Below are 23,971 nucleotides of genomic sequence, written 5' to 3' on the forward strand. Positions count from 1 at the left end.
GTGCGGGGATACCGGATGCTCAAAGCCCTCACCACATACCTGGCCTTGGCCGCGCTCTTGGTCGTCTGCCCCGCGCAGCGGCTCAGTGCGGACTCGAGCCCGGTGACCGAGCAGCAGGTGAAGGCGGCCTATCTCTACAACTTCGTCAAGTTCGTGGAGTGGCCGGCGAGCGTGCTCCCAGCCGGCACCACCCCGCTCACCATCGCCCTTTTGGGGAAGGGGGCGGGAAGCGAGTGGCTCGAGGGGCTTTCCGGCCGGCAGGTCAAGGGACGCCGGGTCGTGGTGCGCCAGATCACCCGGGTGGAGGAGTGTGCCGGGTGCCAGGTGATCTTCATCCAGCCGAGCGAACGAACCCGCCTCAAGGAGATCCTGCGCGGGGTCCCCTCGACCGGGGTACTCACGGTAAGCGACATCAAAAACTTCTGCAGCCTGGGCGGGATGATCGGGCTGGTTACCCGCAACGACAAGATGCAATTCGAGGTAAACCTGGGAGCGGCCGAACGGGCCGGGCTGCGGCTTAGTTCCCAGATGCTCAAACTCGCCCTCTCAATCGTGGAATAAGTAACGGCAACCAGGTGTACCCCTACGGAGTGGTTTCATGATCGAACGCATCCGCGATGTTTCCATAAAGAGTCAGCTGATCTACCTCATGGTGCTCACCAGCGGCCTGGTGCTGGCGGTTACCGCCCTCTCCTTCCTGATAAGCGACGCCATCTCGTTTCGAAGCGGCCTGAAGCAGAACCAGACCATCCTCGCCAACATCATCGGTTCCAATACGGCCGCCGCGGTGGTCTTCAACGACCCCAAGTCCGCACGCGACACCCTGGACGGCCTGGCCAGCAATCCGCATATCATCTCGGCCTACCTCATCGTGGGGCAGGACCGCCTCTTTGCGGTGTACCATCGCAAGGGGCTGGACATCTCGAGGATGAAGCTCCAGGAGATCGAATCGGAGCGGGGGCTGCGGGTGAACCCGCAGCAGCTGGCGGACCTGACCGAAGAGGCCAGCTCGTTCTGGGACTGGGATTTCGACCTGGAGACGGTGACCAAGTACCGGGTGGACGAACAGACCGAGATGACCATCGTGCTGCAGTCGGACCTGGAGCAGATCACCTCGCGCCTTTTCTGGTTCACCGGTGCCATCGCCCTGATCCTCACCTGCGCCCTGGTCATCGCCTACGTGATCGCCAGCAAGCTGCAGCGCATCATCTCCGACCCGATCCTGCACCTGTCTGGCAAGATGAGCCAGGTTTCCCACGAAAAGGACTACTCGATCCGTGCCGTGGCCCCCGGCCGCAACGAACTGGGAAGGCTGATCGAGGGTTTCAACGAGATGCTCGGCGAGATCGAGAGCAGGGACCAGGTGCTGCAGCAGTACCACGAGGAACTCGAGGAAAAGGTGGCCCAGCGGACCCAGGAGCTCACCGCCGCCAAGGAGGCGGCCGAGGCGGCCAGCCGGGCCAAGAGCCAGTTCCTGGCCAACATGAGCCACGAGATCCGCACCCCGATGAACGGGGTCCTGGGGATGATCGACCTCTTGCTGCGCAGCGACCTGAGCAACAAGCAGCAGCGTTACGCCGAGACGGTACGGAGCTCCGCCGACGCCCTCCTGGGGATCATCAACGACATCCTCGACTTTTCCAAGATCGAGTCGGGAAAGATGGTCCTCGAGGACACCTGTTTCAACCCGCGTTCGGTCCTGGACGACGTCCTGAGCCTGGTAGCCGAGACGGCCCAGCGCAAGGGACTCGGCCTGAGCTCACAGGTGGCGCAGCAAGTCCCCGAGGCGGCGGGCGGCGATCCCTGGCGGCTGCGCCAGGTCCTGCTCAACCTGGTCAGTAACGCCATGAAGTTTACCGAGACCGGGGAGGTTACGGTCGGCGTGGAGCTGGAAGAGGAGCAGCAGGAAAGCCTCCTGTTACGCTTCAGCGTCACCGATACCGGCATCGGGATCCCGCAAGGGGTGCAGGCGCGCATCTTCGAGCAGTTCTCCCAGGCCGACCAGTCCATGTCGCGCCGCTACGGCGGTACCGGACTGGGTCTTACCATCGTGAAGCAGCTGGTGGAGATGATGGGGGGTACGGTAGGTGTGGTGAGCGAGGTCGGCAAGGGATCGACCTTCTGGTTCACCGTCAGGCTGCGCAGATCGCGCGACGCCGAACTCCCGACCCTGACCGGCACCCAGGCGAGCCAGACCGCCCTGTCTCCCCAGGCGATCCAGGTGGCGGAGGATGCCCCGCACATCCTTTTGGTCGAGGACAACCCGGTGAACCAGGAGGTGGGGCTGGCCATGCTGGAGGGGCTGGGCTACCAGTCGACCCTGGCGCACAACGGCGCCCAGGCACTGGAGCTGCTTTCCAGGGGAAACTACGACCTGGTGCTGATGGACTGCCAGATGCCGGAGATAGACGGCTACGAGGCGACCCGGCGCATCAGGGCCGGGGAGAACGCTGCCGCAGCTCTGAGCGGCTCGCCGGCCCAGCATCTCCCGGTGGTAGCGATCACCGCGCACGCCCTGGTCGGGGACCGCGAGCGCTGTTTCGAGGCAGGGATGGACGACTACCTGGCCAAGCCGTTCACCCAGGACGATCTGCGCCAGCTTCTGGGACGCTGGGTTCGGGAGCCGGAACTTGCCGCACGCACCGAGGTGGTGGTACCCGCGGCCCCGCGCAGACCGGCGGACGAGAAACCGGCACGGGTGCCCCAGGATGCGAACCAGGTGATCGACGACAGCGTCCTGGACGGGATCCGGCTCCTGCAACGCACCGGACGCCCCAACCTTCTGGAAACCATGGTGCGTCACTTCTGCGACGACGACTCCCAGCTTTTGGAACGGCTCAGAAACGGGGTCCGTTCGGGGCGCAGCGACGAGATTCGCACGGCGGCACACTCCTTCAAATCGAGCGCAGCCTTTTTGGGTGCGGTACGCCTTACCGAGCTGTGCAAACAGATGGAACTTGCGGCCCAGGGTCAGGGGAACGAATCGGCGGGAGAACTCATGCGGCGGATGGACAAGGAATTCGCCGAGGCGGCGCGGATCCTCAAGGAAAAGGTGGGATCGGGGAACTAACGGCTGGCCGGGCGGTAGTCCTGGAGGCGCAGCACGGTCGCTCGGTGCACCGGGTACGCAGGTGCCCGGGAGGTTGCCGGCGCGAGCCCCTTGCGCTCGGCCGCGGCAAGGACACAGGAATTCATCAGCTGATAGGTGAGGGTAAGGCAACTGCACCAGGCGCGGCAGACCGCCTCGGAAACGATCTGGTTGCGAAGCTGAGAGTCCAGGTGCGGGAAACGCTCGCGCACCAGATGCTGAGCCAGCCAGTGGTATCTCATGCCCCTACCCCCTTGAAGCTGCTGACGGACTGGGAAACGTTTGCTGTACCATACGCCTCGCAAAATGCCGCGTCAACTATACCACGCACTCTCAGCGCCACCAGGCTCCCTTCATCTAATCAGCGGGAACTCACACGGGGCACCCTATCAGTCAGTTCGGCTTCACCTTTTGACACCTTCCAGCTCTGCTCCCGCCACTGTACTGGTGATTATTCATCCCCCCTCCTTCTGACTCAATTACCAGCCCCTATGGTCGGCCAAGTTCTTTTGTCACTGTTATTTTTTTTAAGTTTTTTGAACTAAAGCCATTGCTGCCAACTTCCGATATATAGAAGAAACTCCTACACCCTCCGAACCATCCGTCCATACGCGCACCATCCAGTTTGCTGGAGTTAATGTTAAGGCAAAGATACAGACACTGCACCACGTCTTAGGGAAAAGGAGTTACCTATGCAATGGTTTAAAGATCTTAAAATCGGAACGAAGCTCGTTTGCGCATTCATGTTCTTGTTGGCATTGAACGTTATGCTCGGCGTCTTCATGGTGGTCGAACTCAATAAGATCACCAGTCAGTCCGAAGATGTCGCCAGCCACCAGATTCCAGCGATGGTCGTGCTCTCGTCGCTGAGTGAAGCATTTGGGAGCTACCGTCGAGGCGAACTGCTCGCGGTGGTTTCGGAGAAGAAGGAAGACGTCGAGAAATACGTCAAAAGAAACGAGGAGGCCGTGGAAAAGATCAACAAATTCCGCGAAGCCTACGGAAAATTCGTCAACACCGACGTAGAAAGGAAAAACCTCTCCGAGTTCAACACGGCGTTGGAGCCGTTTTTGGGCGAAAGCAAGAAGATCATGGCACTTGCCCTGGAGAACAAGGACGTCGAGGCGGGCGAACTGGTGCGTGGCACCTCGAGCAAACAGTTCAACATCGCTCTCAAGGCGCTGCAGGGATCCATGGAAGCCCAGGTACAGGAGGCTACCAAGGAAGCCAAGGCAACCGTGGCCACCAGTTCCAGTTCCCGGACCTTGATCATTGTCGCCCTCCTGGCAAGCGTCCTGGTGGGCCTCGCCGAGGCCTTTACCATCGCACGCATCATGAGTACGCCGATACACGACCTGGCGCAAAAAGCGGAGCAGATTGCTGCAGGCAACCTCGATATCGAGATAGAGCAACGCTCTCACGACGAAATTGGTCAACTGAGCGGGGCATTTTCAGTAATGACGCGGAACCTGCGCGACCTGATCGGCAGGCTGGCCGACACCTCCCTCAAGCTGGCCGCCGCCTCCCAACAGTTGAAAGCCAATGCCGAGCAGATATCGGTTGGAACGGAACAGGTCGCAGCTCAAGCCGGCACCGTGGCGGTAGCGAGCGAGGAAATGGCCGCGACCTCTTCCGACATCGCCAACAACTGCCACCTCGCTGCCGACAGCGCGCAGCAGGCCGCCAGCACCACCGAGCACGGCTTCACCGTCGTCGCCAAGACCGTGGAGGGGATGCGCAAGCGTGGCGAGGAGGCCAAGGAGAACGCCAAGAACATCGCCTCGCTGGGAGAGCGTTCCGACCAGATCGGCATGATCGTCGCCACCATCGAGGACATCGCCGACCAGACCAACCTGCTGGCCCTCAACGCGGCCATCGAAGCGGCGCGGGCCGGCGAGCAGGGCCGCGGCTTTGCCGTCGTTGCCGACGAGGTACGCGCCCTTGCCGAACGCACCACCCGGGCCACCAGGGAGATCGGCGAGATGATCCGCGCCATCCAGAACGAAACCGGTTCGGCAATCGTATCCATGGAAGCGAGTGTCCGGGGATCCGAACAAGGGGTGACCGAGGCCACCCAACTGGAGAGTGCGCTGCAAGCCATCCTGGAGCAGGTGAACAACGTCAGTACCCAGGTGAGCCAGATCGCCACCGCGGCGGAAGAGCAGACCGCCACCACCAGCGAGATCACCAGTAACATCACCCAGATCACCGAAGTGGTTCAGGACACTTCGCGCGGTGCCCAGGAATCCTCGGCAGCAGCGACCAGTCTCTCGGAGAAGGCAGACGAGTTGCAGCATTTGATCCGGCAGTTCAAACTCTAGCCTCGGCAGTTCCCCTCTCGAAAAGGGTCTTCAGGGGACCTCGAACAAGGCCTTCAACCGGTTCCCCTCTTCCCCTGCTGGCGAGGGACAGTGTGAGGGGGAAGGCGCCACATCATAGCCGATGGCGGCTTCCCCCCCTGCCCCATCCCGTCAAGGGAGGAGGTGGTGTGATACCACAAAAAAAGGCTCGCTCAGCATGTCTGCTGGCGAGCCTTTTTGTATTACAGGGGAAACGCGCACCAGCGGTGATCTGCTAGGGCTTTCTTCCCGGAGTAACCAGGTCTCCGGTACGGCCTTTCGCCGCACCAGCTGTATCGTTTTCCGGTTCGAGCACCAGGTCGAAACGGGCCTTGCGGTCCCCTTTTCTGGGATAGTGCTGGGTGACGAGACCCTGGTGGCCACGGACGTCGACCAGGATATGGATGTGGGAAGGACGCTGCGCGTAGCCGCCGGGATAATCGGTTTCCAGCCGGTAGCGTCCCTGGTTGTCGGAGAAAAGCGTGGCGCGATGGGCGTCGTCGTAGCTGCCGTTTCGGGCCGTCTGCCAGACCTCGATACGTGCGCCGCGAATCGGTGAGCAATCTTTGGAGGAGCGCACGGTCCCGCTCAGAAGGTACCCCGAGCCGATCTTGTTGCGCTGCGGTGCGTTGGGACGGTAGAACGGTCCGATCTCGTCCCACGGGGTCGGGGTGCAGGAACCCGCAAATACGTGCTGCGGTAAAAGCCACTCCGGCGCGGTGACGCTGAACATCACCAAGAGAAACAATAACGGCGCTCGTCGTATCGATCGGTCCATCTCCCCCCCTTTTCGAAGTGCAGCCGTGCGCTTCAGTCCAGCTCTTTGATCCAATACTTCATGGGATGGTATCGCTTCTCACCGTCCAGTTCCTGCCAGGTGAAACCCGTCACGAGGTCTCCCAGAGCTGTGAACCCGGTCCGGCTCAGGAACCGCTCGATCGGGACGAAATCGTTGGGGCGTGCCAGATGGTCCACGGGGCGCTGCACGGTAGCGCAGGCGAGGTAGCGATAGTCACCGAAGGTGCGCACCGCATCCTCTACCTGCTGCAACAGGGTAAGCCCGAGACCGCGGTTGCGGTACTCCTGGTAGAAGAGCAACTCGCCCAGATAGTAGATCTCCTCGACGCGGTAGCTGGTAGTGCGTACCGGATCTTTCAACTCGGCCCCCTCAGCGGCAAGCGGGATCCCGGTGGCAGCACCGATTACGCGCCCGGCGTCCCGAACGGTCGCAACCAGCGCATCGGGTGTCGTCGCGTACTGCTCGAGGTAGTTCAGCTCGTCGGCGAGCCTGCCGTCGTAGAGGTACGGGAACTCGCGAAAAATGGTGAGCCGCAATGCCGCCAGGTCCGGAAGTATCCCGCGTACGGCTGACCCGCTCGAAAGCGCCCTGGTGAGTTCACCGTTACGGTCGGACATGATCGCGCTCTCCCCCGTTCTGTCGCGCCGCCTGCTCCCTTTTCCAATAGGGTGCCTTCTCAGGCATGATCCAGCGCACCCCGCCACGCGGGTCCTCGGTGTCCCCGGCATAGCGCGGGATAAGGTGCAGGTGCAGGTGCATGACGGTCTGCCCGGCTGCGGCTCCGTCGTTGATCCCGAGGTTGAAGCCGTCGGGAGCACGCTCGGCAACCAGCAGTTCGCGAACCCGCCCGACCAGGTCGAAGAGGGCAGCCTGCTCCTCGGGGGTCGCGTCGAAAAAAGAGACCACGTGGCGCCGGGGCACCACGAGGGTGTGCCCTACCGTGACCGGAAAGGCATCGAGAAACGCGATGGCGTGCTCGTTTTCCACCAGGACCTTGGCAGGCTCTACCTGGCAGAAAGGACAGCTGGTCTCAGGCATGGCGCAATCCTCTCGAGAAAATGTGATCAGCCGGCTGCAGCCGGGAGCGGTTCGTTCAGAAACCCGGCGGCACCGGAGGCGCGCAGGTACGGGTTATCGGAACGAAGCAGGGCTCGCATGGCGGGCTTAATGAAGATGACTTCGGTCTGCACGTTGCCGCCGTCGCGGGTCACCCAGACGATGGTATCCATCACCTCGGCCATGGTAGCGTATTTTTCGTCCGGCGCAGCAAGCAAGAGCTGCAACTGGATCTTCTTCAGGAACTCGATGCAGCTGTGGCTTGTGGCAACGCTCAGTTTCGAGAAGGCCTCGTCGAATACCGCGAGGCTCATGCCGCCGTGGCAGGTACCGTACTCTTCCTTGAGCCGGTAGGCAGCCGCCAGCGAGGCGCCGATCGCCACGTAGAACGGGGTCTGGTTCTCGCCGCCGGACCCCTTCTGGATGCGATGCTCCAGATCCGCCGTCGGGGTCCCGTCGATGTCGCACATCTCCACGTCGAAAACCAGGAAATTGCGGTAGTCCTGGAGACGCTCGGCGGCCTTGGGATCCTGCAACGCCAGGGTGATGTCCTCCAGGGCCTTGCGGTGCGGCGTCTCCGGATCGGCCGCCGGATCGAAGAGCCCTCCGACTTCGCGCGACACCGGGCTGTTGCAGGCCTTGGCGAACTCGATGATGTGTTTAAACTCCGGGTTCGGGCTGGGGCGGAACTTGTAGATCTCGCCGTGGAACGGATGCTTCTCCAGGGTCTTGTTGAGCTGGGTAACGGAGACCCGCACCGCCTCGAGCTTGCCGATCAAGCGTCCCACGAACTTGGCGCGAAAGGTGTCCTCGGCCTCCAGAAGCGCCCGGGCCGACTTTTCCCGGTACTCGGCAAGCGTGGTCTCGACCAGGTGCCGTTTTTTGCGCCGGATCGCCGCTGCGTACTCCTCGAAACTCTCGGGCCGGGTGTCGTCCCCCTCTTCCACGGCAAAGCGCACGTAGTACTCGGTGTAGTCCCGCACCACGCGCGAGGTGTGCTCCTCGATGCCGCGCAGCGCCGACTTGATCTCCTGGTCCGCACGGCCGACCAGTGCGGCGAAATCGCCTGCATACTGCTCGCGCCAGCGGTCCAGGGTATCGGCAGCCTTGACCCGGTCCAGGAGGGGGTGAAGCCGCGTCTCGTGGAGCACCTTCTGCAGCACGTCCATCTGTGCCTCGAGGGAGGCGAGCTCATCCTCCTTCTTGCCGAACTCCCGCTCGGCGTGCCGGTGCTGCTCGTTCAGGGCAGTGAGTTCGCTCCTGAGCCCCTCAGCGGCCTGTTCCAGCCGGACGAGTTCGGTACGCAGGGCGTTTTCCCGTTCGTCCAGGGAGAGGGCCGCAAGCCGCGCCTGCAGCACACGCATCTCTTCCTGGCTCTCCTCGCGGCCACGAACCAGCTCGACCAGGGACAAAGACGCCTCGCCGGAGTAACGGCGCAGGAAATCGTCGAGCAGGTCTTTGAGGTGCCGCAGGGTGGCTGCGCTGGTCTCCGCCGCGCCCTGCTGCCGCTCCAGCTGGTCGAGTTCGCGCTGGTAGGTGGACAGCAGCGTGTCGCGGGAACCGCGCCCCAAGATGGGCGGAATCGGCTTCAGCTCCGAAACGGTGCCTCCGGAACTCAGCATGCCGTCCGCGGTGGCGGCCCGGTCGTGCTTCAGGAGATCCTGTTCGCTCTCCACTCTCACGATGTTCCCCAGCCGGCGGTTCAAGAAGGCCCGGGCATGCACGTTGTCGGTAGCCAGGCAGTCGGCGAGGGTCCCGGCTTGCGCCGGCTTTTTCCAGCGCTCGGTCTGCGTGGTGTTGACGATGTGGCACCCCGGGAACTCGCGGCGCCCCTCGTACCGGTAGAGGTGCACCGCCTTCTTGGCCTGTTCCGGTATCACGATGAGCGCTTCCCGGATATTCCCCAGTACGCTCTCGATGCTGCCGCGCCAGGTTTCGTCCGCCACGTCCACCAGGTCGCAGAGCGGTTTGGCGTCGATGCCGTGCTGCTTGAAGAACTGGATCAGGTTACGGGTGTTGGCCTGCAACGGGGCCTTGCCGTGCTGCAGGAGCTTCACGGAATCCTTGAGTTCCTTGAGCTTCTGGGTGCAGCCACTCAACTCGGCGCACAGGGTGTTGTACCGGCTGTTCAATTCCGGCAACGCCTGGCCGGCCGCAGTTCCAAGTTCTCCCAAGACCCGGTCCGCAGCGGCAGGGTCGCTCGGCCACCGTGCCGCGGTCAGCATGCCATCGACGGGAAGCAGCCCGAGCAGGGAGTCGATGACCTTGACCAGCGGCCCCTTGAGGGAACTCTCCCGGTGCTTCTCGAAGCGCTGCAGCAACAGGCGCAACTCGGTGATCCTGGCGGTGAGGGCACGCTCGGTCTCGGCTGCCTTGTCGAAGTCGAGCTGCAGCCGGTCGCACTGGATCTGCAGGTCGTTGTTCTTCAGTTCGGCGCGTTTCTCACCCAGGAGCTCCTGCTGGCGCGCCAGGTCAGACTCCACGATTCCGCGGCGCTCGGTCATCTGCTCCAGCGACTCCTCGAGATCGGCCAGCGCGTCGCGCAGCGGGTTGGCCCGCTCCTCCAACTGCTCGCTGCGAACCGCCAGGGAGAGGTACTCGGATAAAACCTGCTGCACCCGCGCCTGCTCCACCTTCTCGCAAAGCAGTTCCAGCCGGGTGAGTTCGGTGACCCGCCGGCTTACCGAGTCCGCCTTGTCAGCCATGTCCCGGTAGTTTTTCAGGGCGCTCTGCAGTTCCTTGATCTGCAGGTCGTCGCGATCCAGCATGTAGCGCCGGATGAACTCGGTCGGGTCCGAAATGCGCTCCAGCTTGAAGGCGGCCTGCAGGGCCTTCAGCACGGTGCGGTCGTTGTTGGGGAGCCCCGGATGCTCGCTTAAGGTGGCGTACATGTCCTGGGTGAACTTTCCCGGTTCCTGGTGGAAACGGGCCGCCGGGCAGCTCTTGGCGAGGCGCTCCTTGACGCGCGCCCAGGGGAGCACCACCATGTTGTCGCCGGCGCGTTGTTCGAGGAAGAGGTCCTTGCTTCCCACCAGGCCGGGACAGACGAAGTACCCCTCGATCTTCTCGGCCATCTCGGCAAGCGAAGCGTAGATCCCCAAACCCACGCAGGTGGACTCGCCGGTCTCCTGGTCCAGGAAATTGAGCGCCAGGTAGCAGTTGGCCTTCTCGCGCGGTTTGATCTTGGTGGCAAGCTCGGGCTTCTTGGGGTCGGACATGACCCCCAAAACGTACTCCCAGAGCTTTCGGGAGGACTGCTCGTTACTGCCGCGGTTCAAGACCATAAGGTGCTTGTTGGCGCCGGTGAGCACGGTCTGGATGGCGTCTAACAGCGCGGATTTCCCTGCGCCGTTGTCCCCAATGAAGGCGGTACTCCCGACGATGGGAATTTCCACCGCTTCGAGCCGGTACCACTGGATCACGATAGCCTTAGTCAACGTCTTCATTATTACCCCCTGCCGGCTCCGCATCCTGCTCCTCGGTTTCGGGAGCCTCCAGGTAGTCCTCAAGGGCCAGGAGAAAGCCCGGCGTCACCAGGTCCCTGATCGAGGGGCGGATCCGGAAGCGGATCGCCTTGTCCTCGTCCTCGTCGATCTCCAAAAGCCCCTGCCGGGAGAAGGTGCGCAGGATCTCGCGCAGGCGCACCAGCCCGGGACGCTTGCGGCGGGTGTGGGCGACGAAGGTGTCGACCAGCACCTCGCTGTCGGTGAAGGCCTGGGAGTATTCGCCGATGCGGCATTCGCGGGCGGCCTGCTCGTAGATGACACGCAGCACCAAAAGAAACATGGAGTGCTCGGTATCGAGCCCCAGGGTGAGCTGCGACTCGCGCGGCAGGACCCCCAGATACCCGGCGGTACGGTCGCAGACCAGGTCGAGGTTAAAGGCGTCGAAGAGGTTACGGTAGTAATCCTCGGCATCGAGAATCTGGTGAAAATGGCGCTGATCCCGGTTCTTGTCGCTGAACAGGAACTGCCGTTCCAGGGCCACGGCAGCGGCGCGCCGCAGGTCCTCACCGTTCAGGGTCTCGTCTTTATCCAGCATGCGTCGTAGTTCGTGCAGCACGGTCTATCCTTTTCGTTCGACGATGAAATCGTTGCATTCCAGAAAGGGGGTATCGATGCGTCCCCCGGTTCGGCGCAGCGTGAAATGCGGCTGGTTGGCGGCAGCTTTCCCCTTCATCCCCCCGAGGAACGGGACGAAGGAGAAGGCGACCAGATCCTCGACGGTCTCGATGCGGAACTCGCTCGCGGCCATCTCGCGACGCTCCCCGAGTTGCCGGTCCAGAAAGCCCGCCACCTTGGCCGGCGACATCACCCGGCGTTGCAGGTAATCCTGGATGAGCCGCATGCGCTCCTTCACTTCGGCTCCGACCTCCTCGGGCGGGGAGAGTTCCACGAACTGCGGCTGGCGGCGCCGTTGCGGCTTGCGCAGGCTGCGTTTGCTCAAAAGGCCCGCCGACATCCAGCGCCCCGGTGTCGGTAGGTGGGCAAGCTCCCCATCCGGCTGGTCCTGGGAGCGCTTGCCCAACTGCTCGAGGAGCTGGATACCGTGGTTGGTCAGATCCGGGACGTTGCGGTCCAGGTAGCGCACCATCTGGGCCACCCGCGATTCCAGCCGCATCCGGTACAGGTCGATGGCGTCCAGGCGGCGGTCCACCGAGCGGAACACCCGCGCGATGAAATGCAGGTCGTAGATGACCTTCTCACGGGCCTGCCCCTCGTCGAGGCTGCGGTCCTCCTGGTACACCTTGACCAGCTGGGCCATGATCGAATCGATGTGCTCGATCTGCACCAGGAGGGTGAGCACGTTGGCCCGGTGCCGAAACGGGTTGTTCTCGGCCTGCAGCGACTTGTAGTCGGATATGAGCAGGTTTTCGACGAAATCGTCGAAGAAGGTGGCCAGCGCCAGGCGGGGGTTGTGCTGGCGGGTAATCAGCTCCTGGAACCCGCGCAGACCCGAGAAGATGTTCTGCAGGTGCCGGGTGAAGTCGCGCGCCGCGCGCACCACCTCCAGAAAGGCCCGAGCGTTGGTCTCCGGCTGGTTGGCGATCGCCTCGAGCTGCAGCCTAATCGAGGCGATGGTGGAACCGTAGTTCTTCTTCTCGGCGTGGGCCACCCCTTCGAGTGCCTCCAAAAGGAGGCTCGCGTGCGGCGGCATCAAGACGTTCACATGGTAGCCGTCCTCTTCCTCTTCGAGCCAGCCGGTTGCTACCAGGCGACGGTAGACGTAGCGCGCCGCGGTGCCGGGAGCGGTGCCGAACTCCTCTTCGCCCCCCTCCCCTTCCTCGAGCACCAGCTGCAAAAGGCGCCCCTTGCGCTCCAGCAGTTCCTCTATCTCGCGCACGACCTGGCCGCGCCGTGGGAATACCGCCTCGTTGGTCAGGTCTTCGTCGGAGAAGTAGCGGAACAGGTAGAGGAGGATCTCCTCGAAGAGTTGCCGGTTCGGGCCGGCCAGCGGCTTGAATATTTCATCGGGAAGTTTGTTGAAAAGCATGACGGACCTGTGGCACCGGAATTTTCAGCACCCTCCCCATCCAACCCGCCGCGCTAAGCGCAGGCGACAGCTGGTGGCACGGGGGACGGCAGAGGATGGTCGTGGTAACGGGAACAGACGGAACTGACACTTCAAAGGCGGAGAACTGCACAGAGGAGGCGGGCGTAACTGCCGGTGTTGAGCAAAAACTCCCTCCGAAAGCGGTGGGTCTGGCCACGATTAAAGACGGCTGAACATACAACAATTTCGGGCGAAGGTCAAACCAATCATGGGGATTCCGGCGCGCTGCGGGTCGACGCTGACACGCAGGAACCGGGGCAGTTCGGGGAGGTGGCGAGCGGTCAGTGCTGCCTGTTTTTCTCAGGCTTTAGGACGGACAGCGCCACCACCAGGAGCAGCACCGCGGTTTGCAGCGTGGCGGCGATGGCGCCCCAGAGCCAGCTGCGCAGGTACTGGTCCTGGTAGCCGGACAGCCAGTAGCGGGAAGGGGCGAAATTCTGCAGGCCCGGAGCCAGCCAAAGGGCCCCGAAAACGAGCAGTACGGTGGTGACGAAGCACTTCTCGGTGATCCAGCGATGCCCCCAGAACCCCCACGGCTTCCCGCGGCAGAGCAGCAATCCGGAGAGCGTGGCCAGTCCGGCTGAAGGGGTGATCAACAGGTCGTCGATCGCCTTGATGGAGCGCTGAAAAGCAAGTGCCTCGTCATGACCGTTCGGGCTGCCGGCCAGTTTCAGCAGGATCAGGATGGCAAGCCCGCCGCCGATCCAGCCGCACACCGAAACCCAATGCAGCGTCCTCATGACCATCCTGGTACGCGACTCGATCCTTGACGGCATCTGCGCACCTCCCGTAGTTAAAGGTGTATGCAGCATCTCAAGGAGCAAACGGAGTGCCAGCGGCATTGGCCTGAAAATAACACGAATTATCGGACAGATAACAAAGAAGCGGGACTGCGGGACGGGCTGCCGAATCCCGTGCTGCCCGAGAGTTGAACAGCCACCCTGTGCCGCATTTGGTCAGGTCGGCTCCTCGGTGGAGCCGGGATCATTACCGTTTGCACATGGCGCCAGACTGTGCAACCATGGGCCCAAATGACACGGGCGGTACGAACATGAACTACCTTTTCCACCTCTACCTCTCGGGGAGCGACCCCGAGATTCTCACCGGCAACTTCATGGGGGACTTCGTGAAGGGGCGGCTCGATGACCTCTCCCCTCCCCGCCTGCGCCTTGGGGTGCAACTGCACCGGCGCATCGACTCCTTTGCCCGTGACGCCGAGAGCTTCAACCGCAGCCGGCTGCGCATCGCGCCGCACTTTGGCCTGTACCGCGGAGTCCTCGTCGACCTCTTTTACGATCACTTTCTTGCCCTGCACTGGACACGCTACGCGGGGGACCCCCTCGAGAACTACCTTGCCCGTACCAGGCGGCTCATCGAGGTACGCCACACGCAGTTGCCCGAGCGACTGCGCGAGATCGTCCCCCTTATCTTCGAGGAGCTGCTGCCATCCTACCGTGACCCCGACGGGGTCGGCAGGGCGCTCACCCGCATGGGGCGTCGCATCCCGCGCGAAAACCCTCTGGCTTCTGGCGGAACCGAACTGATCCGGCTTTACCCCGAGCTCGAGGGAGATTTTCACGAGTTCCTCCCGGCCGTACAACGCTTTACCGACAGTTTCCTCGCCTAATCCCCCTCTCGCTCGTGCGGGCTCCGCACTCATAGCACCCCCATCCGTGTGGTCGCTCTACGTTATTCCATCCCGATTCCCCGATAACGCCACCAGAAACTAAAGTATTTGTCCTGCTAAACCGACAAGAGACAGTGTTGAAGTACGACCCCTCCTCTGGAAATAAGCGTGCAGGAGACTCCCTATGAGTGGAACGAAGGAATCTAGTGCCAGATGCTGCAAAATCCTGGCACTAGGCAAGATGCTTCCCGGTATCGCCGCACTGGTGCTCGGACTGTCCACGCCGGTTCAGGCGACCGACGGCGGAAACATGAGCGAGTTTCTGTCCATGCCCCTGGAAGACCTGATGCAGATAGAAATCACCTCGGTCTCCAAGAAATCGCAGCGTCTCTCCGACGCGGCTGCGGCGGTCTTCGTCATCACCCAGGAGGACATCAGGCGCTCGGGTGTGACCAGCATCCCCGAGGCCCTGCGCATGGCACCCGGGGTTCAGGTAGCACGCATCGACGCCAACAAGTGGGCCGTTTCCATTCGCGGTCTCAACGGGCGTTTCGCCAACAAGCTCCTGGTCCTGATGGACGGGCGCAGCCTCTACTCGCCCCTTTTCGCCGGTGTCTACTGGGAGATGCACGATACGCCGCTGGAGGACATCGAACGCATCGAGGTGATCCGCGGGCCCGGGGCGGCACTTTGGGGGGCCAACGCGGTAAACGGGGTGATCAACATCATCACCAAGTCGTCGGAAGGGACCCAGGGAGGCTTGGTGAGCGCCGGCGGGGGGACCGAGGCGCGTGACTTCGTCACCGCACGCTACGGTTTCGGCTTTGGTAAAGATGCGCACGCCAGGTTCTTCGTGCGGCACCAGGACACCGCTTCCCAGGTCTACGGTGACGGCACCACGAGCCACGACGCCTGGCAGATGACCCGCACCGGTTTCCGCCTGGACGCCCAGCCCAGCAGTAGCGATACCCTCACGGTCTCCGGGGATTATTTCGACGGTTCCGCCGAAGAGCGCTACACCCTGTACCGGGTTCCCACCCTGCAGGACCCCGGTTTCAGCAGCGACCAGAACGCCACCTCGAAGATGCGCGGCGGCAACCTCCTGGGGCGCTGGCAACGCACCCTGAGCGACACGAGCAACGTCTCGCTGCAGCTTTACTACGATCATTTGGAACGCAACATGATCATCCTGGGCGAGCGCCAGGATACCCTGGACCTCGATTTCCAGCACCGTTTCACCCTGTGGAACCGGCAGGACATCATCTGGGGACTCGGCTTCCGCTTCAGTAACGACGCCTTGGCCCAGTCTGCCATCATCTCGTTCAACCCGCCCACCCGCAGCACCGAACTCTACAGCGCCTTCCTGCACGACGAGATCAAACTGGTCCCGGACCGGCTCTCGCTCATCGTCGGCTCGCGTTTCGAACACAACAGCTATACCGGCTTCGAGGTGCAGCCCAACGGCAGGCTCCTTTGGACCCCGGCCACGAACCACACCTTCTGGGGAGCCGTGTCCCGTGCGGTGCGCACCCCGGCGCGCGGCGACAGCGACATCGTCTACCGCTACCTGGTCGATCCCACCCCGCAGCTCCCGGTGCGCTACGAGATCGACGGCAACAAGTCCTTCAAATCGGAGAACCTGACCGCCTACGAACTTGGCTACCGAACCGAGCCGGTGCAGCACGTGGCCCTCGACGTGGCCCTCTTTTACAACGACTACCGCAAGCTCCGTGTCCTCAAGGTCGACCCCTGGCAGTTCGAACCCTCGGCCCAGGCCCCGACCGACATCGTGCAACCGCTCAGCCTCGCCAACCTGATGCACGGGCACACCTACGGCGTGGAGGTGGCAGCCGAGTGGTCGCCGATCATCTGGTGGCGCCTGCACGCGACCTATTCCTACCTGGTCTCCAAGATGTACCTGGAGAACCCGAGCATCGACGAGATCAACAAGCGGGATGCCGAAGGCGACAGCCCTGCGCACCAGTTCACGGTCCGCTCGGGAGTGGATCTCGGCAAAGGGGTCGAATTCGATCTCTTGCTGCGCGGCACCGACAAGTTGAGCTATATCGACCGGTTGAGCATCCCCGGGTACCTGACCCTCGACGCCCGCCTCGCCTGGCGGCCGATACCGAAACTGGAACTCTCCGTGGTGGGACAGAACCTGTTGCACGAACGCAAGCAGGAGTTCAACCCGGAATTCATCAACACCTTCCCGACGGAGGTGCAGCGCAGCGTCTACGGAAAGGTCACCTGGAAGTTCTAAATAAAAGCCCCAGGCTCCCCACGCTTCTCGGCGTCAAGAGAACGCAAAAAGGCCCGCGGGAAAACCCTGCGGGCCTTTTTGTGCACCGTTGTCGGAACTGGTTACGCCTTGGGCGCCTCGTTCACCTGCACCACGTCGTCGGTGGTGGAGGCTTTCTTGAAGTTCCTGATGCTGCTTCCCAGGGCCTGGCCCAGCTGCGGGAGTTTGGAGGGACCCACCACCACCAGGGCGATGACCAGCACGATAATCATTTCAGGCATGCCAAAACCGAACATTCTTTCTTCTCCTTTAGTCTCTTAAGCCTCTGCGTGAGTCTTGGTCTGTGCCTCGTCAACCGGGCACAGGGGCTCGCCGGACTGGGCTTTGGTGGCGTTTCTCAGGTCGTAGTACTCCTGAGGGGTGTTGATGTTGCTGAAGGAATCGAAGGCGGGATCGAAGCGCGCCACCTCGTCGGCGGCAATCTCGCGCACCCGCAGCTTGGGGAGGATGGAGACGATGCGGCGCTGGCCGTTCTCCAGGCACTCCTCCATGACCGGCAGGCACCCCTTGCGGTAGAGGGCGTGCAGCGGTTCGAAGCCGTGGTTACTCTTGGGAAGCACCAGGTCGCACCCCATGCCCCGGTTGGCGATGTGCCTGATCAGCCAGGGATCCAGGTGCGGCATGTCGCAGGCCACGGTGAAGACGGCGGGATTCGACGCCTGGGCGAGACCGGCATGGATACCGGCCAGGGCCCCCATCCCCTGGTAGAGGTCGGCGACCTTGCGGCAGGGGAGGAAATCGTACTGTTCGGGGGTGTTGGTCACCAGGATGACCTCCGGGAAGATCTCGGTGAGTTCCCGGTAGATGCTCTCGATGAAGCGCCCACCCTTGTGCGGCAACAGCGCCTTGTTGCTCCCCATGCGGCTCGAGGCGCCGCCGGCCAGGATCACGCCGGTCACCCCGGCTATCTTACCCTTCTCGGTCGGAACACAGATCCCGGCGGGGTGCGAGTAGACCTTGAAACGGTCGTTTTTCACGTAGCCGATCAGGGTGATGCCGGCCTTCTCGGCCATCTGCACCGCCATGTCGGTGGGAGAGGTGCGCGAGGCGATCACCTCGATCCCCAGAAGCGAGGCCTTGCCGACCAGTTCGGTGGAAACCCGGCCGGAGGTGACCAGGATCTTGCCGGAAAGTTCGATCCCCTTCAAAAGTGCCTCGCCGGCGATGCGGTCGATGGTGTTGTGGCGGCCGATGTCCTCGGCATGCAGGATGAGGGTCTTCGAGTCGTCGCCGATGCCGGCGGAGTGCATCCCGCCGTGGGCGCGGTACCCTTCGGCGCGCCGGGCCAGTTCGTCCATGAGTGCGAAGATGGTGGCCGGCTCATGGACACCGGGGGCGCGGTTTTTCTGGGCAACCTGCGGTAGGTTGAAGCTGATCCCGGTGCCGCAACCGGAGGTGAGTACCGGCTTGAGTTTTTCGGGGAGTTCGCCCCTGATGGTAACGCTCGCCGCGCCGTAGTCGCTGCAGATGGAGAGCGCCAAAAAGTCATGTACGGAATTGACGAATCCCTGCAGCCGTAAGAAACCGGCCACCAGGAAACGCAGGTCGTGCGGAGAGGCGATCAGGGTAGCCATCTCGCGCCCGTTCACGTGCAGGGTCAGCGGGTATTCCTGGACCAGGTCCCCCGCTTCCGATTCGAATACACCCTTGTTGAAATGGTAGATCGTTGTTGCCACAACTACTCCTCACTTCGTGGTTTGTGAAGCTGCCAGTCGTCCGGACCCTTAGGTCCAGACCGTTTCCGTGCCGGAGAATCGGGGGGCGTGCGCGGCATCGAACCGCGGTCTCTTGAAGTTCAAGCGCTCTGCCGACTGAGCTACCTGCCCCATAAAAAGGGCGAACCGAGGTTCGCCCCGAATTGCAACGGAAAAGGATGCTACGACCGGGGCGACAGTTGCATCGCCCCGGCTTTGTTACTTAGGCTTCGTTCCCCACGTGGCCGTGGTTATTGTCAGTCTTGTGGAAATGGTCGGGCAGCGAGTAGTCCACGGTCTCCGGATGGTGCTCGAAGATCGGGAAGTACTTGGCGATCAGCACGAAGAACAGGATGTGTGCCGCGATGATGCCGATGGTGACAACGCTCTCCAGGAAGGAGGGGTAGTACGAGGTTCCCGGAGCCTCCATCCCGAACATCGAGACGTTGAAGCGGTTCACCACCACGCCGAAGATGACCAGCCAGGCAGCGGTAGCCCTCTGGCGGCCGTTCTCGCGCACCTTCTTCTGGGCCAGCATGAGGACCGGCACCACCAGGGCGACGATCTCCAGTACGAACAGTGCGGTCAGACCCGGACGATCCCACAGTGCGCCCTCGGAGAGTGCGAACAGCGAGAAGAGGCGCAGCGCCAGGTAGAAGCTGAGCACGCAGGGGAGGATCTTCGCGAGGGTTTCCAGAAGTTCACCCTCGTCCGGCTGCCCCATGTACTTGTGGCTCATGGTCGCTTCCACGGTGATGATGGACATGCCGGCGCACATGGCGGAAACCCAGAAGAGCAGCGGCAGGAGCGGGTTGTACCAGAGCGGGTGCAGCTTGTCGACGGCGATCAGGAAGAAGGTGCCGAGCGACGACTGGTGCAGGGTGGAGATGGAAGCGGCCAGCACGACCAGCGGCATCTCGATGGTACGCAGCAGACGCAGCGGAACGTGGTAGCCGAACTTCTCGCACACCGGCGACAGGAACTCGAGGAAGAGCACCGTGGTGTACGCCATGATGCACATGGAAACCTCGAACATCGGGGAGTGCGGGTTCCAGTACACCATGGTGTGCCAGCCGCGCTGCGGCTGACCGAGGTCCAGGAGCAGGCCGACGCAGACCAGGGAGTAACCGAGGAAACCGGTTACGATGGCCGGACGAACCAGCGGCTCCAGCTTCTTGATGTGGAAGCAGTGCACGATGGCCCCGAGGGTGAACGCCCCGGCCGCGAGAGGTACCGCGGTCACGACGTCGAAGGAGATCCAGAGCCCCCAGGGGAAGGTATCGTTCAGGTTGGTGGTGACACCGAGCCCGAAGATGAAACGGATGGCCGAGGCAAGAGCCGCAGCGCCAACCAGGAAAATAAGGAACTTCACGAAGTTGTGATAGCCCTTCACTTCATCAACTACAACCTGAGTAATCTTGGCAGCGGTCATTTAGCTATCCCTCCTTCGGCGCGGAGCCGGATTTTCTCATCTCTTCTTCCTTGGCGATGCGCTCTTTCCGGTGGGTGAACCAGGAGAGCAGGGACAGCGAGCTGCCCACGGTCAGGAAGATACCCGGGACCAGCCTGAGGGCTTGCCAGGTATAAGACGGAAGCGGACGCTTGGTGACGTGTTTGAAGCCCAGCTCGTCGAAGGGGAGCGCGGTCAGGTAGATGACCGAGGTACCGCCCGCCTCTTCGGCGCCGTAGAGCTTCTTCAGGTACTTCTCGGGACGTGCGGCGATGCGCTTCTCCGCCTCTTTGATCATCTCCTCACGGGGACCGTAGGTGATGGCCGAGACGCAGGTGGTGGCGCAGGCAGGTTTCTTCCCTTCCTTGACGCGGGAGTAGCAGCCGGTGCACTTCCTTACCAGCGGGAACGCCTTGCTCCACTCGTACTTGGGCACCCCGAACGGGCAGGCGACCATGCAGAAACGGCAGCCGATGCAGCGTTTGGCGTCATAGGTGACCGGGCCTTCCTTGGTCTTCACGAAGGCGCCAACCGGGCAGACCGAGGCACAGGCCGGCTCGTTGCAGTGCATGCACATCTCTTTGTAGAAGGCGAACTCGTTCTGTCCGTTCTTCTCGTAGTCGCGGAACTTGATGCGGGTGAAGGTGTACTCCGACATCAAGGGCGGGTTCTGGTACCCCTCGCCGGTGAAGAACTTGGTCTTCTCGGCGTCCAGCTGGTTCCACTGCTTGCAGGCAACCTGGCAGCCGCGGCAGCCGGTGCACTTGGTCATATCGATCAAGAACGCCTTGTTCTTGCCGAAGTCTTTGTTTTCGCTGCTCATGCGCGTTTACCCCCTTTCTCGATGTTGCAGAGGAATGCCTTGAACTCGGGGATGCTCGTGTTTGCGCAGCCAACCGACGGCGTCAGTACGTTACCGGAGTCCCCGGTTGCCGCACCGGCGTAGCCGAAGTGCCAGGGGAGACCGACCTGTTCGATCTGTTTGCCCTGTACGTTGAAGGGCTTGAGGCGCGAGGTCACCAGTGCCACGCACTCGATGGAGCCACGCTGCGAGGTTACCTTCACCATGTCGCCGTTCTTGATCCCTTTGGCGCGGCCGAGGGTCTCGGAGATCTCGACGAACATGTCGGGCACGAGCTCGGTGAGCCAGGGGAGCGAACGGGTCATGGCGCCGGCCTGCCAGTGCTCGGTCATGCGGTAGGTGGTACCGATGAACGGGAACTTGGCGGCGTCGGGCACGATGTCTTTCGGTACCTTGACGGCCGGGTTGTTCTGAACCTTGGAGAGCAGGTTGGTCGCCGGGCTCTCGATCGGCTCGTAGTGCTCGGGGAACGGACCGTCCTTCATGTCCAGTGCGTAGAGACGGCCAAAGCCTTCCGGCACCATGATGAAGGGGTTTTTCCCTTCCTTGGCGTCGTTCATCGGCGGCCAGGGACCGTCGGGCACGTCGCCTTTCCATTTTTTCTCGAGCCCGTCCCAGGCGATGACGGCACGCTTCGGGTTGAACGGGGTACCGTCCGGGGTGACCGAGGCGCGGTTGTAGATGATGCGGCGGTTGACCGGCCAGCACCAGGACCATTTCGGGAACATGCCCAGGCCGTTGGGTGCGTCAGTCTTGTCGCGGCGAGCCATCAGGTTGCCGTCTTTGGTGTAGGAACCGCAGTAGATCCAGCAGCCGGACACGGTGGAACCGTCGTCCTGGAGGTACTTGAACATCGGGACCTGGTCGCCCGCCTTGAACTCGAGCGTCTTGTCCTTGTCGACGATGGTCATGTCCTTGGTGAAGTAGCCGTTGATCTCCTTGGCTACCATGTGCACTTCCGGCTCCTCGCCGTGGCCGTAGTTCCAGGAGAGCTTGGTGATCGGCTCCGGGAAGGCACCGCCCTTGGCGTAGAGGTCCTTCATCTTCTTGGCGAAGGCGTTGATGATCCAGAGGTCGCTCTTCGCGTTGCCGCAGGGCTCAACCGCCTTGTAGCGCCACTGTGCCCAGCGGCCCGAGTTGGAGATGGAACCTTCCTTCTCGACGGAGGACGCTGCCGGCAGCATGAAGACTTCGGTCTGGATGTCCTTCGGGTTCACCCCCGGACGTTTCCAGAAGATGGAGGTTTCGGTCTCCCAGAGGTCGACGGTGACGAGCCACTTCAGTTTCCCGAGCGCGTCGCGAGTCTTCAGCGAGTCCGGACCGCCCACCGCGGGGTTCTGACCCATGCAGACGAGACCTTCCAGCTTGCCGGCGCCCATGCCTTCCATGAGTTTCATGAAGGAGTAGTTGCCGCTTCTCTTCGGGAGGTAGTCGTAGCAGAAGCCGTTTTCCGGGGTGGCGTTTTCGCCGTACCAGGCCTTCAGAAGCGACACGGTGTACTTCGGGGTGTTGCCCCACCAGTTGGCTGCCTTGGGATCCTTGGTCTTCGGGGTCCACTTCTCCAGGTAGGCCTTGAGGTCGACGTTGTCGAACTCGGGGGACTTCAGGTAGCCCGGCAGGAGGTGGAACAAGAGACCGTAGTCGGAGGAACCCTGTACGTTACTCTCACCCCTGAGGGCGTTAACGCCGCCGCCGGCGATGCCGATGTTGCCCAAGAGGAGCTGCAGCATGGCAACGGCACGCACGTTCTGGGTACCGTGGGTGGACTGGGTGATCCCCATCGCGTAGAGGATGGTGCCGGCCTTGTCGGGGCGCCCGGTGGAGCAGAACGCCTTGGCGACGGCCAGGTAGTCTTCCTTCTTGGTCCCGGTGATGGCGCAGACCTTGTCCACGTCGTAACGGGAGTAGTGCTTCTTCAGCTGCTGGTAGACGCAGCGCGGATCCTTCAGCGACTTGTCGCGCTTCGGGTTACCGGCGCCGTCCACGGCGTAGGCCCAGGCCTTGGCGTCGTAGGTCTTCTCCTGATCGTCGAACGCGCAGAACATACCCTCTTCGAAGTCGAACTTCTCGTTGACGATGAAGGAGGCGTTGGTGTACTCGCGCACGTACTCTTCGTGGATCAGGTTGTTCTGGATCGCGTAGTTGATCATCCCGCCCAAGTAGGCGATGTCGGTGCCGGGACGGATCTGCGCGTAGTAATCGGCTTTGGATGCGGTTCTGGTGTAACGGGGATCGACGGCGATCAGCTTGCCGCCTTGATCCATGGCTGCCTCGATCCACTTCATCGAGATAGGGTGGTTTTCTGCAGGGTTGCAACCGATTGCCAGGATGGCATCGGCGTTTTTCAGGTCAATCCAGTGGTTGGTCATTGCCCCACGACCGAACGAAGCCGCCAGACCGGCGACTGTAGCGGAGTGTCATATTCGGGCTTGGTGTTCGAGGTTCGCCACACCCATGGCGCGACCGAACTTGGACCAGAGGTAGCACTCCTCGTTGTCCAGACCGGCGCCGCCCAGGAATGCCATCCCCTCGGTACGGTTTACTACGTACTCTTTGTTGTCCTTCTTGTTGACTTCCTTCGCCTTGAAGGTCTTGTCGCGGGTCTCTTTCATGCGCTGTGCGATCTTGTCCAGCGCCCACTCCCAGGACTTCTCTTCAAACTTGTCGCTGCCCGGTGCGCGGTACATCACCTTCTGCAGACGACGATCGTTGTTGGCCACCTGGAACAGCGCGCTCCCCTTGGAGCACAGGGCCCCCTGGTTGATCGGGTGTTCGGTGTCCCCTTCGATGTTGACCACCTTGCCGTTCTTGGTGGAAACGACCAGGCCGCAGCCCACCGCGCAGAACGGACAAATGGTGGTGGAGCTTTTCAGCCCCTTGGTGCGCATCTCTGACGAGTCGGCACTTGCCTCCGCCTTCCCGCCGGACAGAGCCAGCGCCGCAGCAGCCGCTCCTCCCTGCAAAAACTTCCTTCGTGAAACAGCCATGTTTTAAACTCCCTTTCCATACAAAAAAATTAGGCAACCGCCATCACGATTCGGACAACGTATACAGTTGTCGTGCCAGACAATTTTTTCTTTAGCAAAAAAAATTGTATACGGATAAACGTTTGAAATGATAGTATTGTCCGGCTGAAAGATTAGAAACCGACAAAATTAGTCCAGGCTCACAACTGCGCAGTTTTGTCACGACCTGTAACAT

Annotated in this window: 18 protein-coding genes and 1 tRNA gene; 5 read left to right on the plus strand and 14 right to left on the minus strand. The window is 62.1% G+C overall.

From position 1 onward, the window contains the following. Positions 1-15: 15 nt before the first annotated feature. Together H7688_RS00240 and H7688_RS00245 are read left to right on the plus strand one after the other, a co-directional pair. Positions 16-561, plus strand: a complete 546-nt coding sequence (locus tag H7688_RS00240) for a TOL_0243 family YfiR-like periplasmic protein (RefSeq protein WP_183359010.1) — start codon at positions 16-18, stop codon at positions 559-561. A gap of 37 nt (positions 562-598) precedes the next feature. Beyond that, on the plus strand, positions 599-3,070 hold the full coding sequence (locus H7688_RS00245; RefSeq protein WP_183359011.1) for an ATP-binding protein: 2,472 nt from the start codon (positions 599-601) through the stop codon (positions 3,068-3,070). On the opposite strand, the gene H7688_RS00250 is transcribed toward H7688_RS00245, so the two are convergent. Then, entirely contained in the window at positions 3,067-3,330 is a 264-nt protein-coding gene (locus H7688_RS00250) for a hypothetical protein (RefSeq protein ID WP_183359012.1), read from the minus strand. The two genes, H7688_RS00245 and H7688_RS00250, sit on opposite strands and share 4 nt — an antisense overlap. A 450-nt stretch (positions 3,331-3,780) precedes the next feature. Between H7688_RS00250 and H7688_RS00255 the strand changes: the two genes are divergently transcribed. Next, positions 3,781-5,409, plus strand: a complete 1,629-nt coding sequence (locus H7688_RS00255; RefSeq protein ID WP_281379372.1) for a methyl-accepting chemotaxis protein — start codon at positions 3,781-3,783, stop codon at positions 5,407-5,409. 253 nt (positions 5,410-5,662) lie between these two features. Here the strand turns inward: H7688_RS00255 and H7688_RS00260 are convergent, their stop codons facing one another. The 7 genes from H7688_RS00260 to H7688_RS00290 form a co-directional block, all read right to left on the minus strand. Beyond that, the gene (locus H7688_RS00260; protein ID WP_246329659.1) at positions 5,663-6,205 is read right to left on the minus strand and encodes a dioxygenase family protein; all 543 of its coding nucleotides are present in this window, start codon (positions 6,203-6,205) and stop codon (positions 5,663-5,665) included. Positions 6,206-6,237: 32 nt separating this feature from the next. Then, a complete protein-coding gene (locus H7688_RS00265) occupies positions 6,238-6,843 on the minus strand; it encodes a GNAT family N-acetyltransferase (RefSeq protein WP_183359014.1) in 606 nt (201 codons plus the stop codon). Further along, the gene (locus tag H7688_RS00270; protein ID WP_183359015.1) at positions 6,830-7,264 is read right to left on the minus strand and encodes an HIT family protein; all 435 of its coding nucleotides are present in this window, start codon (positions 7,262-7,264) and stop codon (positions 6,830-6,832) included. Before H7688_RS00270 ends, H7688_RS00265 begins: the two co-directional genes overlap by 14 nt. Positions 7,265-7,290: 26 nt before the next feature. After that, positions 7,291-10,728 (minus strand): SbcC/MukB-like Walker B domain-containing protein, encoded by a 3,438-nt coding sequence (locus H7688_RS00275; RefSeq protein WP_183359016.1) that lies wholly within the window; start codon positions 10,726-10,728, stop codon positions 7,291-7,293. Continuing rightward, positions 10,712-11,344: a DUF4194 domain-containing protein gene (locus H7688_RS00280; RefSeq protein WP_183359017.1), complete on the minus strand. Its 633-nt coding sequence runs from the start codon at positions 11,342-11,344 to the stop codon at positions 10,712-10,714. The genes H7688_RS00275 and H7688_RS00280 overlap by 17 nt, the downstream gene beginning before the upstream one ends. Before the next feature lie 3 nt (positions 11,345-11,347). After that, positions 11,348-12,775, minus strand: a complete 1,428-nt coding sequence (locus H7688_RS00285; RefSeq protein WP_183359018.1) for a Wadjet anti-phage system protein JetA family protein — start codon at positions 12,773-12,775, stop codon at positions 11,348-11,350. A gap of 341 nt (positions 12,776-13,116) precedes the next feature. Next, complete coding sequence (locus tag H7688_RS00290) at positions 13,117-13,611, minus strand: hypothetical protein (protein ID WP_183359019.1); 495 nt, start codon at positions 13,609-13,611, stop codon at positions 13,117-13,119. 275 nt (positions 13,612-13,886) lie between these two features. Here H7688_RS00290 and H7688_RS00295 point away from each other — a divergent pair, with 275 nt between their 5' ends. Together H7688_RS00295 and H7688_RS00300 are read left to right on the plus strand one after the other, a co-directional pair. After that, entirely contained in the window at positions 13,887-14,462 is a 576-nt protein-coding gene (locus H7688_RS00295; RefSeq protein WP_183359020.1) for an acyl carrier protein phosphodiesterase, read from the plus strand. Positions 14,463-14,646: 184 nt separating this feature from the next. After that, positions 14,647-16,725 carry a TOL_0244 family TonB-dependent receptor gene (locus H7688_RS00300; protein ID WP_183359021.1) on the plus strand — a complete coding sequence of 693 codons (2,079 nt, stop codon included), beginning with the start codon at positions 14,647-14,649 and terminating at the stop codon, positions 16,723-16,725. Positions 16,726-16,826: 101 nt separating this feature from the next. Here H7688_RS00300 and H7688_RS00305 read toward each other — a convergent pair whose 3' ends face one another. From H7688_RS00305 to fdnG, 6 genes are all read right to left on the minus strand, one after another. Further along, positions 16,827-17,000, minus strand: coding sequence for a twin-arginine translocase TatA/TatE family subunit (locus H7688_RS00305; RefSeq protein WP_183352418.1), 174 nt, complete (start codon positions 16,998-17,000; stop codon positions 16,827-16,829). Positions 17,001-17,021: 21 nt separating this feature from the next. Next, a complete protein-coding gene (gene fdhD, locus H7688_RS00310) occupies positions 17,022-18,440 on the minus strand; it encodes a formate dehydrogenase accessory sulfurtransferase FdhD (protein WP_183359022.1) in 1,419 nt (472 codons plus the stop codon). An 81-nt stretch (positions 18,441-18,521) separates the two neighbouring features. Continuing rightward, positions 18,522-18,591, minus strand: a tRNA-OTHER gene (locus H7688_RS00315). A gap of 90 nt (positions 18,592-18,681) precedes the next feature. Continuing rightward, complete coding sequence (gene nrfD, locus H7688_RS00320; RefSeq protein WP_183359023.1) at positions 18,682-19,890, minus strand: NrfD/PsrC family molybdoenzyme membrane anchor subunit; 1,209 nt, start codon at positions 19,888-19,890, stop codon at positions 18,682-18,684. Positions 19,891-19,894: 4 nt separating this feature from the next. Next, entirely contained in the window at positions 19,895-20,731 is an 837-nt protein-coding gene (locus H7688_RS00325) for a 4Fe-4S dicluster domain-containing protein (protein ID WP_183359024.1), read from the minus strand. Beyond that, positions 20,728-23,757: a formate dehydrogenase-N subunit alpha gene (gene fdnG, locus H7688_RS00330; RefSeq protein WP_183359025.1), complete on the minus strand. Its 3,030-nt coding sequence runs from the start codon at positions 23,755-23,757 to the stop codon at positions 20,728-20,730. Before fdnG ends, H7688_RS00325 begins: the two co-directional genes overlap by 4 nt. Positions 23,758-23,971 lie beyond the last annotated feature (214 nt).

Source organism: Geomonas limicola (assembly GCF_014193675.1).
Lineage (GTDB): Bacteria > Desulfobacterota > Desulfuromonadia > Geobacterales > Geobacteraceae > Geomonas > Geomonas limicola.